General features: G+C 67.4%; 11 protein-coding genes. 1 reads left to right on the top strand and 10 read right to left on the bottom strand.

All coding sequences use genetic code 11. The features are described 5' to 3' along the window. Positions 1–4 precede the first annotated feature (4 nt). Genes betC through QO011_RS26505 form a run of 4 tightly spaced genes read right to left on the bottom strand, consistent with a single transcriptional unit; the run spans position 5 to position 6,443 of the window. Positions 5–1,519 carry a choline-sulfatase gene (betC, locus tag QO011_RS26520; RefSeq protein WP_307278910.1) on the bottom strand — a complete coding sequence of 505 codons (1,515 nt, stop codon included), beginning with the start codon at positions 1,517–1,519 and terminating at the stop codon, positions 5–7. Beyond that, positions 1,516–2,022, bottom strand: a complete 507-nt coding sequence (locus tag QO011_RS26515; RefSeq protein ID WP_307278907.1) for an acetone carboxylase subunit gamma — start codon at positions 2,020–2,022, stop codon at positions 1,516–1,518. Before QO011_RS26515 ends, betC begins: the two co-directional genes overlap by 4 nt. Before the next feature lie 48 nt (positions 2,023–2,070). Next, positions 2,071–4,266 (bottom strand): hydantoinase B/oxoprolinase family protein, encoded by a 2,196-nt coding sequence (locus QO011_RS26510; protein ID WP_307278905.1) that lies wholly within the window; start codon positions 4,264–4,266, stop codon positions 2,071–2,073. Positions 4,267–4,289: 23 nt separating this feature from the next. Beyond that, positions 4,290–6,443 carry a hydantoinase/oxoprolinase family protein gene (locus tag QO011_RS26505; protein ID WP_307278902.1) on the bottom strand — a complete coding sequence of 718 codons (2,154 nt, stop codon included), beginning with the start codon at positions 6,441–6,443 and terminating at the stop codon, positions 4,290–4,292. A 112-nt stretch (positions 6,444–6,555) separates the two neighbouring features. Here QO011_RS26505 and QO011_RS26500 point away from each other — a divergent pair, with 112 nt between their 5' ends. Beyond that, positions 6,556–7,335 carry a helix-turn-helix transcriptional regulator gene (locus QO011_RS26500; protein WP_307278898.1) on the top strand — a complete coding sequence of 260 codons (780 nt, stop codon included), beginning with the start codon at positions 6,556–6,558 and terminating at the stop codon, positions 7,333–7,335. 36 nt (positions 7,336–7,371) lie between these two features. Here QO011_RS26500 and QO011_RS26495 read toward each other — a convergent pair whose 3' ends face one another. The 6 genes from QO011_RS26495 to QO011_RS26470 all read right to left on the bottom strand — a co-directional run bounded on the left by QO011_RS26495 (position 7,372) and on the right by QO011_RS26470 (position 13,669). Beyond that, positions 7,372–8,370: an ABC transporter ATP-binding protein gene (locus QO011_RS26495; protein ID WP_307278896.1), complete on the bottom strand. Its 999-nt coding sequence runs from the start codon at positions 8,368–8,370 to the stop codon at positions 7,372–7,374. 11 nt (positions 8,371–8,381) lie between these two features. After that, complete coding sequence (locus QO011_RS26490; RefSeq protein ID WP_307279025.1) at positions 8,382–9,407, bottom strand: Gfo/Idh/MocA family protein; 1,026 nt, start codon at positions 9,405–9,407, stop codon at positions 8,382–8,384. 23 nt (positions 9,408–9,430) lie between these two features. After that, positions 9,431–10,270, bottom strand: coding sequence for a carbohydrate ABC transporter permease (locus QO011_RS26485; RefSeq protein ID WP_307278894.1), 840 nt, complete (start codon positions 10,268–10,270; stop codon positions 9,431–9,433). A gap of 9 nt (positions 10,271–10,279) precedes the next feature. Further along, positions 10,280–11,209, bottom strand: coding sequence for a carbohydrate ABC transporter permease (locus QO011_RS26480; protein ID WP_307278891.1), 930 nt, complete (start codon positions 11,207–11,209; stop codon positions 10,280–10,282). Between the two features lie 220 nt (positions 11,210–11,429). Continuing rightward, entirely contained in the window at positions 11,430–12,692 is a 1,263-nt protein-coding gene (locus QO011_RS26475) for an ABC transporter substrate-binding protein (RefSeq protein WP_307278888.1), read from the bottom strand. A gap of 44 nt (positions 12,693–12,736) precedes the next feature. Beyond that, positions 12,737–13,669 carry an N-acetylmuramic acid 6-phosphate etherase gene (locus QO011_RS26470; protein WP_307278885.1) on the bottom strand — a complete coding sequence of 311 codons (933 nt, stop codon included), beginning with the start codon at positions 13,667–13,669 and terminating at the stop codon, positions 12,737–12,739. Positions 13,670–13,735 lie beyond the last annotated feature (66 nt).

Raw genomic sequence — 13,735 nt, 5'->3', positions numbered from 1 at the left:
CTTCCTAAGGCCGGATGAGATCGCGGGCTTCCGCTTCGTGATAGGGCTTGGTGCCGCGGTAATATTGCAGGGCGGCGTCCTGCCAGGGCTGATAGTCCCAGGGCGTGATCCTGCCGGTGGTCAGCGCCTTGTAGACGAGGCGGCGCCGGCGCTGGCTGGCGAGGATCTCCCGCTTGAGCCTCGGCATGTCCCAGCGGCGCCCGACCTCGTCGAGCATGTCCTGCAGCACCTCGCCATGGGCCGGATCGTCGGCCAGATCGTTGAGCTCGTCCGGGTCGCTCTCCATGTCGAAGAGCTGCGGCGGATCATGCTCGACATGGGTGAGCTTGTAGCGGCCCTTGCGCAGCATGACGTAGGGCGCGGCGACGCCTTCCGACAGCAACTCGCTCACGGCGGTCCGGTCGTCGGCGTCCTGCGTCAGGAGCGGCATCAGGCTGCGGCCGTCGGGCCGCTCGGGATAGTCGTCCCAGTCCGGCCCGGCGGCGATCTCCACCAGCGTCGGCAGGATATCGACCAGCGCAGCGTTGGCCTTGATGCGGGCGCCGGCGGGGATGCCGGGACCGGACATGAGCAGCGGCACGCGCGCCGACCAGTCGTAGAAGCTCATCTTGTACCAGAGGCCGCGTTCGCCAAGCATGTCGCCGTGATCGGCCAGCACCATGACGATGGTGTCCTGCCCGTGCCCGGAGCGCTCCAGCGCGTCGAGCACGTCGCCGATCCGCTCGTCGAGATAGGACACGCTGCCGTAATAGGCGTGCCGGGCGGCGCGGACATGGGCGTCGCCCACGCCGAACTCGCCGCGGTCATACTGCTCCCACAGGCGCCGGGAATGCGGGTCCCGCTGCTCGGGCGGGATGAAGGGAACACGCGGCATGTCGATCGCCTCGTGGTCGTAGAGATCCCAGAACCGGCGCGGCGTCACATAGGGGTCGTGCGGGTGGGTGAAGGAGGCGACCAACAGGAACGGCCGCTCGTCGGCGTCGCGCGCCTGATCGAACAGCCAGCGCCGCGCGTTGTGGGCCACCTCCTCGTCATAGTCCTGCTGGAGCGCCCGTTCGGCGATGCCGGCGTCGCTGACGTTCTTCATGGAGTGGAACCAGTCCATGGTGCGCCACGGATCGTCCCAGTCGGCGGTCCAGTTGAAGTCCGAGGGACAGATGTCGGTCGTCACCCGTTCCTCGAAGCCGTGCAGCTGATCCGGCCCGATGAAGTGCATCTTGCCGGAGAGGCAGGTGCGGTAGCCGAGCAGGCGCAGATAATGCGCGAAGGTCGGGATGTCGGAGGGGATCTGCGCGGCGTTGTCCCAGGCCTGGATGTTGGAACAGAGCCGGCCGGTCATCAGCGCCAGCCGCGCCGGGGCGCAGAGCGGAAAGTTGGAGTAGAAATTGTCGAACACCGCGCCGGTCGCGGCGATCCGGTCGATATTGGGGGACTTGACGATGCCGTGGCCGTAGACCCCCAGCGCGGGAGCCCCCAGCTGGTCGGCCATCAGGATGAGGATGTTCGGACGCCCCGTCATCGCCGCGCCTCCTCGGCTTCGAGCGGCTGCTTCAGCCACTCGCGGTAGAAGCCTTCCAGGTCCGGCTCGAAGTCGTGGACGATGGGATAGCCGGGCGCCGCCGCCTCGACCTCGTGCAGGGTCCCGCAGGACTGGCACAGGAATTCCCGGATCTCCATCCATTCCGGATCCGGGATGTCGCTGTTCGGATAGATCTCGCGCAGCGCCGCCTCGCTCCTGCGCACGCGGATATGGGCGCCGAGCTTCCAGTTCTGCTTGTAGTGGCCGAATTCCTGGCCGCATTCGCATTTGGTGACGCGCCCGTTCGGCGTCTCGGCGATGAAGAGATGGTCGCCGATCGGCAGGAGGATGCGGTCCTTCCAGGCGACGCGCTCCTGCAGCACGTCGAGATAGGTGAAGAAGCGGCTGTCGTCCTTGTAGGCGCTCATGATCTGCCGGGTCTGATGCCAGGGCAGCGTGCCGGCGACGAGTTCGCGGATGGTCTGCTTGGAATAGCGGCTCATGAAGGCCTCCTTCTGCGTCCTTCCCTCGCCCCGCGGGAGCGTCGGGGCTCAATAGCTGACCGTGAAATCCTCGCTCAGGCCCCAGAAGGAGCGGAAGTCTGAAGCGAAGCGCCGGGAAAGCCGCATCGCGTTGGCGTGCATCTTGCCGACCTCGGGCGCGAAGTCGGACGCGGCGACGCGTCCGGCCTCCTCGGCGATCCATGCGCGGACCGGCATCGACGCCGCGATGCGATCCTGCCGCATCCGTCCGCGCAGGATGGCGGTGGCTTCCAGATCCGCTTCGAGGCGATCGGCATCGGCGGCCTCGCGCAGCACGATGCCGAACACCCCCCTCGCCGCCTCGGCGGTGAGGAAGCCGTTCTCGACGTCGTGAGCCGTCTTGACCGGGTCGCGCTCCAGCACGTCGCCATAGCCGCCGCCGCCATTGTAGGAATGCGTGAAGATGTCGCCCGACTTGTGCGGCGCCGTGATGTAGGGGCCCTCGTCGGTGACATGCCGGCCCTCGACCAGCTTTTCCAGGTCCGAATGATGGGGGTCGGTGCCGATCGTATGGGGCAGCGGCTTTCGCGCGGCGATGAGCGCGCCGACATTGGTGTCGCGCACGGCGCGGTGCATCTGGCAGGTCGGCGCGGGATATCCCCCGCACAGGCCGCCATTGTCGAACACGCGGGAGGAATGCTCCGACGTCACCAGGCGCAGATGGCTGGACTTGCTCACCAGCCAGGTGGAGATGAAGGCGCAGCCGCCGCGATACCGGCCGGAGCCGCCTGAGTTCGGCAGGATCGAACGGCCGATATAGAGCATCGGCATGTTCTGTTCCCAGATCTCGATATTGCCCATGTCGGATTCCGGGTTCCAGCCGACATAGGCGGTGTCGAGCCCGTCCTTGATGGCGAGCGCGCCGGAGCCGGCGGCCGCGCATTCGAAATGGGCCATGCCGAACAGCGTGCCGTACTGGCTCTCGCCGCCCATCTCGATCATCGGGCTGTTGACCTGGCCGACGAAGACCTCCTCGACGAAGCCGCGCGCCAGGAAGCCGCGCGAGAGCAGGCGCTGGAACACGCCATAGGCCGGCAGCAGGAGGGCCCAGGACGTGGCGGTGGCCACCATCTCGTTGTCGGGGTTGGTCCAGGTGCCCTTCGGCAGCTTCAGCTCGGTGGCGAGCCAGGCGCCGTCGTTGACCAGCCCTTCGAAATTCATGTGCTGGGTCAGGGTGACGAACATGCCGCCGTCCATGCCGGCGGGCGTGCAGTTCATCGAATGATAGCCCCAGGGCTGCGTGCCCTCGAAATCGAGCGTGATCTTGCCGTCGGTGGTGATCTCCATCTCCACCGGAATGTTGTAGAGCCAGTCGGGATCGCCCAGCGGCTGGAAGCCGGGCTTGCCGGCCGTGACGTGGCCGTAGAAGGTGTGGCCGCGATAGATGCCCGGCACGGTGAGCTGGCGGGTGCGGGCGAGCTGGGAGAGGCGGCCCTCCTCGATGAACTCCTTGGAGACCTGCTTCCAGTAGTCGAGGCCGATCTCGTCGACCAGGCGGACGAGGTTCTCGCGCATGTCGATGCAGGAGGCGACCTTGGCCTTCTCGTCCAGCACCCAGTAGATCGGCATGCGCAGGTTGCGTTCGCAGCGGATGACGTAGTCACGGCGGATCTCGTCATTCGTGCCGATCTTCTCGGCGCAGACGAACAGGCCTTCGGTGAAGCGCTCCTGGGCGAGGCAGACGTCGCCGCCGGGCGTGATGCCGCCGGCCTCCAGCTCGTGGCAGACGGCGCCGGCCCAGCCGATCAGCTCGCCGGAATGGAAGATCGGCACCACGTCCATCACGTCGGGCACCTGCACCGTGCCGATGAAGGCGTCGTTGTTCGCGAAGATGTCGCCGGGCCGGATGCCCGGATCGGCCTCGTAGCCCTCGCGGATCATCCATTTGATGAAGCGGCTCATGGTGTGCACGTGCACCATGATGCCGTTGGACAGCGCGATGGCATCGCCCTCGGGCGTGTAGAGCGCCACCACCATCTCGCCCACCTCGCGCACCCCCGGCGAGGCGGAGATGCGGCGCGCCATCTCGCGGGCCGAGACGCAGAAGGCCCGCAGCTTGGTGTGCAGGGTCTCGAATTTCAGCGGATCCTGCCGGCGCAGCCTCAGGGCGGTGATGCCGTCATAGCACCCCGTCTCCGCCATCAGCCGCTCGGAGTCCAGCAGGCGCTCGCGCAGCGGCATGCGAGCCTTGGCATGGTCCAGCATCGGTCTCTCCCCTTCGCATTGGCTCAGGCGTGGCGGTAGTGCAGCAGCGTCCACTCGTCGACGAAGACGCTGTCGCCGGGATGCACGACCAGGGTGGTGGCGGGATGCTCGATGATGGCCGGGCCCGTGACCTCGTGGCCGGGCTGCAGCCGGTCCATCTCGTAGAGATCGGCCCTGTGCCAGCGCCCGCCGAGATAGGCCTCGCGGCGCCCCTTGTGGGCCGGTCCGGGATCGGCGCTGCCGAGCGGGCGCTTCAGCAGGACGGGCTTGACCTTGTCGGCGGTGGCGATCAGGCCGAGCTCCATCACGGAATAGCCGGCCGAGCCGTAGCGCGAGACGCGGTGGTTGATCTTGCCGTAGACGTCCTCGAAGGCGCCGACGATGCGGCGCATGTCGTCGGCCGTCGCCGCATGCTCGAGCGGGGACGCGACTTCGACGTCCTCGAGCTGGCCGGTATAGCGCATCATCAGGAAAGGCACCGTGCGGATCTTCTCGCGGGCATGGCCGTCGGAGATCATCTCCGCGACCGCGGCCTCGCCAAGCTCGTCCCAGACGCCGGAGATCCGCCGCGCGATGGCTTCGAGGGCGTCGTCGCCGGCCTTGCTGGCAATGTCGATCTGCGTCGAGATCGAGTGGCGGCGCATGTAGTCGGCCGTGGTGCAGCCGAAGGCCGAGAAGGCCGCCGCGAACTGGAAGGTGATGATGTCGCGGAAGCCGATGCCGCGGCTGCACCCCGCCAGATGCAGCGGGCCGGAGCCGCCATAGGAGAGCAGGGTGAATTCCGAGGGGTGGATGCCCTGGCCCGAGATCACCCGCCGCAGCGCGCTGCCGGCATCCGCCTCCAGGAGGTCGATCATGCCCTCCGCCGCTTCGTGCAGCGGCACGCCGAGAATGTCGGCGCATTGCTCCTTGAAAGCCCGGGTCGCCTTGTCGACATCGAGCTTGACCTTGCCGCCGAGGAAATAATCCGGGTTGAGGCGGCCGAGGATCGCATCGCAATCGGCGATGGTCGGGCGGGTGCCGCCGCGGTCGAAGCAGATCGGGCCCGGATCCGAGCCCGCGCTCTCCGGCCCGAGGCTGATCTTCCGGGTGAGCGGATCGACCTTGAGGATCATGCCGGCCCCGGCGCCGATGCTGTCGAGATGCAGCGTCGGCACGTTGAGCTTGAACCGGTCCATGATCGGCTCGTTCTCGATCCGGGTCTGGCTGCGGGTGATCACGCCCATGTCGAAGGAGGTGCCGCCCATGTCGGAGCAGATCAGCGAGTCGTTGCCGATCAGCTTGCCGACATAGGCCGCGCCGAGAATGCCGCCGATCGGGCCGGAGATCATGGTCTCGTGCAGGCGGGGATGGTCGATCGAGGTGAGGCCGCCGAAGGAGAGCAGCGTCTGCACGCGGTAGCGGTAGCCGTGCCGCTTCGAGATGTCCTCGATGCCCTTGAGCTGCCTGCGGCCGCGCGAGGTGGCGTAGGCCTCGATCAGCACCGAGTTGAGGCGCGACTGCTCGCGCACGACCGGGCGGACCTCGTGGCTGGTGTAGACGAGGATCTCGGCGCCGGCCTTGCCGATCTCCGCGCGGGCGATCTCGGCGATGCGCTTCTCGTGCGCCGGATTGACATGGGCGAACACCGTCATGACGCAGATCGCCTCGACCTTGTCGGCGATCAGCCGCCCGACGGCCGCGACCACCTCGTGCTCGTAGAGCGGGATGATCACGTCGCCGAACTGGTCGACCCGCTCGGTCACGCCATGGGTGCGGCGGCGCGGCACCAGCGGATCGGGGTGATGATGCGTCACGGCGTGCAGGCGGTCGGCATAGGAATAGTCGGCCCAGGCCTGCAGGCCGCGCCCCATCAGGATCATGTCCTCCAGGCCGCGGGTGGTGATGAGGCCGAGCTTGCGCCCCGTCCGCGACAGCAGGGTGTTGAGCATGCCGGTGCCGGAATAGAGCACCACGTCGATGCCGCGGAACAGCTCGTCCAGCGAGATGCCCCAGGCCTCGGCGGCGTCGGCGGCCGAGGCGATGAATCCCTCCGATTCATCGCGCGGCGTGGTGGCGGCCTTTCCGATCTTGAAGTGGCCCCTGGCGTCGACGAGGATGGTATCGGTCATGGTGCCGCCGGCGTCGATGCCGACGACGATGGGATTGCCGATGGAGTCTCCGCCCGTCGTGGTCATCGCGCGCTCCGATCCCGTTGTGAACCGGAGACAGGCTAGGCCGGCGACGGCGCCGGGCGCCATGTGCCGAGAGGTACAATGACACGCGTGGCGAAGCGGGATAGAGCGGGGCATGGAGACGGGCGATTTCTGGCAGTTGCTCGCTGCCGCGATATCCGCTGCCGAGGCCGGACATCACGTCGACCGCCTGATCGACGTGATCGGGGCGGTCGTCTTGCCCGACGTGATCACCGTGACCCGGTATTCGGCGACGAGGCGGCCTGAATTCGTCAAGCACCGCGGCTATTCCGACGCCATGGTGGCGCGTTATCTCGCGACCTATTACGTCTTCGATCCCTTCTATGCGCATTGGCGCGACGAGCGGCGCGCGGGCATCGTGCCGCTGAAGAGCCTCGCCGGCGGCAAGGTCAAGCGGGGGCGTTACATCGCCGAGTTCCTGGCGCAATCGGAAATTTGCGACGAGATCGGCATCCTGCTCGAGGACGGCGACGACTGCTGCCTCGGCATTTTCCTCGATCGGACCCGGCAGGCCTTCAAGGATGCGGAGATCGATCTGCTGGAGGAGCGCTTCGCGGTCTTCGCCGCCGTGCACGCGCTGCACACGCGCAAGCGCGCCCCGGGCCGCCTCGGGGCGGCGACCCCGGCGGCGGCCCCGGTGAACAAGCCCGTGCTCACCGCCTCGCTATGGCCGGAGCTTTCCGCCCGGGAGCTCGAGCTCGTCGAGCTCATCCTGAACGGCCATCCGACCGCGACGGTTGCCGCCAGGCTGCGGATCACGACGGGAACGGTGAAGAACCATCGCGCCCGCATCTATGAAAAGCTCGACATTACCTCCGAACGGGAGCTGTTCCTGGAGTTCTTCCAGCGCAGCCACGTGCAGCCGGCACCGTGAGGCCATTGGCGGCGGGCCTGTCCCGGCCTCGGCGGCTCACCCCATCCGGCGCCCGTCCCCATCGAACCGGTGCACCTTGCCCTCGACGGGCGTCACCGCGACCGTATCCCCCACCTGATGCGGCTCGTCGCCGTCCGCGCGCACCGTCAGCAGGCCGAATTGCGGGGACTCGAGATAGAGCATGGTGTCGGCGCCGAGATGCTCGGCGTGCAGGACCTCGCCCCGCCACGCCCCGTCCGCGGAGATCGTCAGGTGCTCCGGCCGGACGCCGATCGTGGTGGCGCCGGCGCGGCTCGCCGGATCGCCGGTGAGGAAATTCATGGTCGGCGAGCCGATGAAGCCGGCAACAAACAAATTTGCCGGCTTATGATAGAGGTCGAGCGGCCGGCCGACCTGCTCGATCAGGCCGCCGTTGAGCACCACGATCTTGTCGGCCAGCGTCATCGCCTCGACCTGGTCATGGGTGACGTAGACCATGGTGGCGCCGAGCAGCCGGTGCAGCTTGGCGATCTCGATGCGGGTGGCGACGCGCAGGGCCGCATCGAGGTTCGACAGCGGCTCGTCGAACAGGAAGAGGCTGGGCTGGCGCACCACGGCCCGCCCGATGGCGACGCGCTGGCGCTGGCCGCCGGAGAGCTCGGCCGGGCGGCGCTCCAGCAGCGCCTCCATCCGCAGCATGGCTGTCGCCTTGGCGACCCGCGCCTCGATCTCGGCCTTGGCCACGCCCTCCTGCTGCAGGGCGAGGCTCATGTTGTTCTTCACCGTGAGGTGCGGATAGAGCGCATAGGTCTGGAACACCATGGCGATGCCGCGCTTGGCCGGCGGCGTCACGTCCATCACCTTGCCGTCGATCCGGACATGGCCGGAGGTCTGCTCCTCCAGCCCGGCGACGATGCGCAGCAGCGTCGACTTCCCGCAGCCGGACGGCCCGACGAAGACGACGAACTCGCCGTCGGCGACGGTGAGGTCGACGCCCCGGATCACGTCGACCGAGCCGAAGGACTTCCTGACGGATTCCAGAACCAGAGAGCCCATCGGCTATTCCTCTAAAGATCGATCGCGCGGCGCTCGCGCATGGAGCGGTCGGCGGCGAGCACGACCTCGAGCGAACGAACCCCGTCGTTCATGTGGCGCGTCAGGTCGACATCCCTGCGGATCGCCCTGAGGACGAAGGCCTGCTCGGCGTCGCACAGCTCCTGGTGGCCGGGCTCGCCCTGCATCGAGACCAGGCTGTCCGGCTGGACGAAACGGCCGCCGGCGTCGAGCGCGGCGTGGTGCAGCCGGATGGTCGCGGTCTTGGTGTGGGTGTCGATGTCGGCGGATTTCGCACCCTCGTTCATGACGATCGAGACCGAGCCGTTCGGGCTCATCACGTCCTTCACGAAGAAGGCGGTCTCCGAGATCATCGGGCCCCAGCCGGCCTCGTACCAGCCGATCGAGCCGTCCTCGAACAGGACCTGGAGATGGCCGAAATTGACCTGGGTCTCGGCGATCTCCGGCGTGAGCCGCACCCCCATGCCGCGCACCTGCACCGGTCTGGCATCCGAGATCTGCAGCATGACGTCGAGATAGTGCACGCCGCAATCGACCACCGGCGAGGTCGATTCCATCAGCCGCTTGTGGATCTCCCAGGCGGAGCCGGAGGATTGCTGGTTGAGGTTCATGCGCATGACGAAGGGCGGCCCGAGCTCGCGGGCGAGGCGGATGAACTCCACCCAGGACGGGTGGTGGCGCAGGATATAGCCGATGACGAGCTTGCGGCCGGTGCGCTGCGCCGCCTCGACCACGCGTCGGGCATCCGCCACATTGGCCGCCAGCGGCTTTTCGACGAAGACATGCGCCCCCGCCTCCATCGCCGCCACGGCGAAGTCGGCATGGCTGTCGGTATAGGTGTTGATCGAGACGAGATCGGGCTTGAGCGCCAGGCCCTCCTCGAAGCTCGCCAGACGCGGATAGGCCTGCAGGGCTTCCGGCAGCTCGACGGCCGAGCGGTTGCCGAGGCCGACGATTTCGAAGCCGGGGTTGGCGTGATAGGCGAGCGCATGGCTGCGGCCCATCTGGCCGAGGCCCATGACGAAGGTGCGCAACGGTCGGGTCACTTGACGGCTCCTGCGGTGAGGCCGCGGATGAGTTGACGGGAGAACAGGAGGTAGAGCACCAGGATCGGCAGGATGGCGAGCGACAGCGCCGCCAGCACCGCGTTCCAGTTGGTGACGTATTGGCCGATGAAGACCTGGGCGCCGAGCGTCACCGTCTTGGTGGCCTCGCCGGGCGCCAGGATCAGCGGGAACCACAGGTCGTTCCAGATCGGGATCATGGTGAACACCGCCACCGTGGCGATCGCCGGGCGGATCAGCGGCAGCACCAGCTTGAAGAAGATGGCATATTCCGACAGGCCGTCGATGCGCGCCGCGTTCTTCAGGTCGTTCGACACCTGCCGCATGAACTCCGACAGGATGAAGATGGCGAGCGGCAGGCCCTGCGCCGTGTAGACCAGGATCAGGGCGAGATGCGTGTTCACCAGCCGCGTCGCCACCATGATGTTGAGGATGGCGATGGTGCCGAGCCGGATCGGGATCATGATGCCGAGCGCCATGTAGAGGCCCATCAGCGTGTTGCCGCGGAAGCGGTATTCGGAGAGGGCGAAGGCCGCCATCGCCCCGAACAGCAGCACGAAGACGATCGAGCCGAGAGTGACGATCAGGCTGTTGAGGAAGTAATAGAGGAAGTCGCCCTGCCCAATCACCGTGACATAGCCGACGAGGTCGAAGGTCTTGGGCGTCGGCGGCATCAGCGGCGCGCCGAAGATGGCGTTGCGCGACTTCACCGAGTTCATGATCACCAGCGCCACCGGCGCCAGGCAGATCAGCGTGTAGGCGCCGAGCGCCAGGTGCATCAGCGCTGACTTGAGCGGCGAGGAGCGGGCGCGGTTCATGGCTGCTCCTCAGAACTGGTAGCGGCGCATGCGCCGCTGGATGGCGAAGAGGTAGACGGCGACGCCGGTCAGGATGATCAGGAACATCATGGTGGCGATGGTGGCGCCCATGTTCTGGTCGCCGAGCTGCAGCTGGAAGCCGAAGAAGGTGCGGTAGAGGAAGGTGCCGAGGATGTCGGCGGAGAAGTTCGGGCCGGCCAGCGCGCCCTGGGCCGAATAGATCAGGTCGAAGGCGTTGAAATTGCCGACGAAGGTCAGGATCGAGCAGATGCCGACCGTCGGCAGGATCAGCGGCAGCTTGATCTTCCAGAACTGCGAGGGCCCGGTGACGCCGTCGAGCTCGGCCGCCTCGATCACCTCCTCCGGGATCGACAGGAGCGCGGCGTAGATCAGCATCATCGGCACGCCGACATATTGCCAGACCGAGATCAGCGCCAGGGTGATCAGCGCGGTGGTCTCCTGCCCGAGCCAGGGGCCGAACAGCCATTTCAGGTGGACGAGGCCGAGCAGGGTCGGCGTCACGCCCCAGATCGGCGACAGGATCAGCTTCCAGGTGAAGCCGACGATGACGAAGGACAGCATCGTCGGCAGGAAGAACGAGGTGCGGTAGAAGGCCGTGCCCCTGAGCTTCGGCACCGACAGCATCGCCGCCAGCGCGATGCCGACCGGGTTCTGGATCAGCATGTGGATGACGAAGAAGATCACATTGTTCTTGAGCGCGTTCCAGAAGCTCACCGACCAGCGGGGATCGCCGAACAGCACCTTGAAATTGTCGAGGCCGACGAAGGTTTGCGCATTGTCCGTCGACCGGAACAGGGCGAGGCGCAGCGTGTCGGCCAGCGGCACGATCATGATGGCGGTGTAGACCAGCACCGCCGGCGCCAGGAACACCGCGATATGCCAGCGGCGCGGCCGCCTCAGCGTCTCGACGTCGGACATGGGTGGTCCTCGGGGGTGGGGGTGATATCGTGTCATGATCAGCGCCGGAGACGCCACCGCAAACCCCTCTCCCGACTGGGAGAGGGGCAGGGGTGAGGGTCTGAACTTCTGACCAACGGGGCGAGGATCGCGGCAGCTCGCGCCGCGCCTTCAGAAGGCACCGTCTAGGCCCTCACCCCTGCCCCTCTCCCGCCTGGGAGAGGGGTTCTCAGTCCTTGCCTCACTTGCCCGGCTTGTACCAGCTGTCCAGCCCGTCCTGCAGCTTCTTGGCCGCCTCGTCCGGCGTCGCCGTGCCGTTGAGGACGTTGGCCGAAGCCACCCAGGTCTCGTTCTCCAGGTTCGGCGTGCCGCGCGACAGGATCTGATAGGTCGAGCGGATGGTCGACTTGCACTTGCCGCGCCAGGAGACGAACTCCTTGGCCATCGGGTCCTGCAGGTCGATGGCGCCCGACTGCAGGCTGAAGAAGCCCGGCAGGGCGTTGGAGTAGATCGAAGCGAATTCCGGCGTCGCCACCCAGGTCAGGAAGGTCTTGGCGGCCTCGGCGTTCTTGGAGGCGGCGTTCATGCCGAGCGCGATGTCGACATGGTCGGAGATGTAGCAGGTGTCACCGACCTTCTTGACCGGCGGCGGGAAGGCGCCCTGCTTGAACTCCGCCTGCTTGAACTGGGAGATGTCCCAGGAGCCGGCGGGGTAGATCGCGGCCCGGCCGAGCGAGAACAGGTTCTGGCTGTCGGGATAGGCCTGCGCCTTGTAGCCGTCGCCCATATAGGGCGCCCATTTCGCCAGCACCTTGTAGGGCTCGACCCATTCCGGATCGGTCAGCTTGCTCTTGCCGGCGATCAGGGCGAGGCGCCCGTCCTCGCCGTGCCAGTAGTTCGGCCCGATGTTCTGGTAGCCCATCGTGGCGGCTTCCCACATGTCCTTGGTGCCGAGGTCGATGGCGGTGTAGGTGCCGTCGGCCTTGATCTTGTCGAGGGCGGCGAAGAACTCGTCCTCGGTCTGCGGCACCTGGATGCCGAGCTTGTCGAAGGCGTCCTTGTTGTAGATGAAGCCGTGGATGACCGAGGCGACCGGCACGCAGAACGTGGTCTTGCCGTCGTCGGTCGACCAGCCCGCCTTGGCCACCGCGCTGAACTTGTCCATGCCGGCGATGTCGTTGACCGAGGTCAGGTTGCCCTTCTGGAACAGCTGCAGCGACTTGTCGAAGGGACGGCAGGCGATGATGTCGCCGGCGGTGCCGGCGGCGAGCTTGGCGCCGAGGGCGGCGTCGTATTCGGTCGGCGCCACCGGCTGGAACACGACCTTGATGTCGGGATGGGCCTTCTCAAAGGCCGGGATGATCTTCTCGTTCCAGATCGAGAGATCGTCGTTGCGCCAGCTCTCGATGGTGAGCGTGGTCTGGGCCTGGGCGGCCGTGGCGAGGCCGAGGACGGCCGTGGCCACGGACGCGTAGATCAGGCTGCGGATGGTAGGCTTGTTCATGAGGGTCTCCTGTCCTCTTGTTGCGCCTCGGATCGCCGGCGGGTTCAGCCCGCCTTCGATGATTTTGCCGCGAGCTCGGTGAGCGCCGCGAGCTCGGCGAGCGCCGCCCGCACGGTCCCGCCGCGACGTTCCAACAAATCCCTGGCCTCCCGCGGGCTCCCCGCGCCCGCGCACAGCAGGATGGCGGTCTTGACGTTGCCCGCGCCGGCCTCCAGGGCCGCCGCGGCGGCCTCCTCGCTCACGCCGGCAGCGCGGGCGACGATGCCGAGGGCCCGGCGGCGCAGCTTGTCGTTGTCGGCGTGGAGATTGACCATCAACCCGTCATGCACATGGCCGAGACGGATGCCGATCAGGGTCGAGAGCATGTTGAGGGCGCATTTCTGCGCCGTACCGGCGTTCATGCGGGTCGAGCCGGCGACCACCTCCGGCGGCGTCGCCAGCAGCACCGCATGGTCCGCTTCCTCGAGCAATGGCGTGCCGGCATTGCAGGCGATGCCGACCGTCAGCGCCCCGAGCGCCGCGGCCCGCCTGAGCGCCGCCACCGCATAGGGCGTGCGTCCGCTGGCGGAGATCGCCACCAGCGCGTCCGCGGCCGAGGGGCGCAGCGCCTCGACGTCGCGCTCCGCCTGGTCGCCGTCGTCCTCGGCGTCGCCGGGGATGGTGAACAGCGCCGCCTGGCCGCCCGCCAGCAGCACCGGCACCCGGTCGGCCGGGATGCCGTAGGTGCCGGGCAGCTCCAGGGCATCGACCTGGGCCAGCAGGCCCGAGGATCCGGCGCCGGCATAGATCAGCCGACCGCCGAGGCGCAGCCGATCGGCGATCGCCTCGCCGGCCGCGGCGAGCGCCGGCACGGCCGCCTCGACCGCGGCGACCGCCCGGCGCTGCGAGGCCACGATGGCCGCGAGCACGTCGGCGCTCGACCAGGCGTCGATGCCGCGATAATCCTCGCTCGCCTCCTCGGTACGCTGGACCGTCATACGCCTCGCCTGCCGGGTTTCGCTGGAATGAGGACAGTACCAATGTAAGACCTTTCGTCAATCACT

It is taken from the genome of Labrys wisconsinensis (assembly GCF_030814995.1).
Taxonomy (GTDB): domain Bacteria; phylum Pseudomonadota; class Alphaproteobacteria; order Rhizobiales; family Labraceae; genus Labrys; species Labrys wisconsinensis.
Note: the sequence above shows the minus strand (reverse complement) of the source record. Positions and strands in the feature narration are given on the sequence as shown.

Excerpts from the sequence above, each read along its gene's own strand:
- betC (WP_307278910.1), bottom strand. The coding sequence starts at position 1,519 with ATGACGGGGCGTCCGAACATCCTCATCCTGATGGCCGACCAGCTGGGG.
- QO011_RS26515 (WP_307278907.1), bottom strand. The coding sequence starts at position 2,022 with ATGAGCCGCTATTCCAAGCAGACCATCCGCGAACTCGTCGCCGGCACG.
- QO011_RS26510 (WP_307278905.1), bottom strand. The coding sequence starts at position 4,266 with ATGCTGGACCATGCCAAGGCTCGCATGCCGCTGCGCGAGCGCCTGCTG.
- QO011_RS26505 (WP_307278902.1), bottom strand. The coding sequence starts at position 6,443 with ATGACCACGACGGGCGGAGACTCCATCGGCAATCCCATCGTCGTCGGC.
- QO011_RS26500 (WP_307278898.1), top strand. The coding sequence starts at position 6,556 with ATGGAGACGGGCGATTTCTGGCAGTTGCTCGCTGCCGCGATATCCGCT.
- QO011_RS26495 (WP_307278896.1), bottom strand. The coding sequence starts at position 8,370 with ATGGGCTCTCTGGTTCTGGAATCCGTCAGGAAGTCCTTCGGCTCGGTC.
- QO011_RS26490 (WP_307279025.1), bottom strand. The coding sequence starts at position 9,407 with ATGGGCCTCGGCCAGATGGGCCGCAGCCATGCGCTCGCCTATCACGCC.
- QO011_RS26485 (WP_307278894.1), bottom strand. The coding sequence starts at position 10,270 with ATGAACCGCGCCCGCTCCTCGCCGCTCAAGTCAGCGCTGATGCACCTG.
- QO011_RS26480 (WP_307278891.1), bottom strand. The coding sequence starts at position 11,209 with ATGTCCGACGTCGAGACGCTGAGGCGGCCGCGCCGCTGGCATATCGCG.
- QO011_RS26475 (WP_307278888.1), bottom strand. The coding sequence starts at position 12,692 with ATGAACAAGCCTACCATCCGCAGCCTGATCTACGCGTCCGTGGCCACG.
- QO011_RS26470 (WP_307278885.1), bottom strand. The coding sequence starts at position 13,669 with ATGACGGTCCAGCGTACCGAGGAGGCGAGCGAGGATTATCGCGGCATC.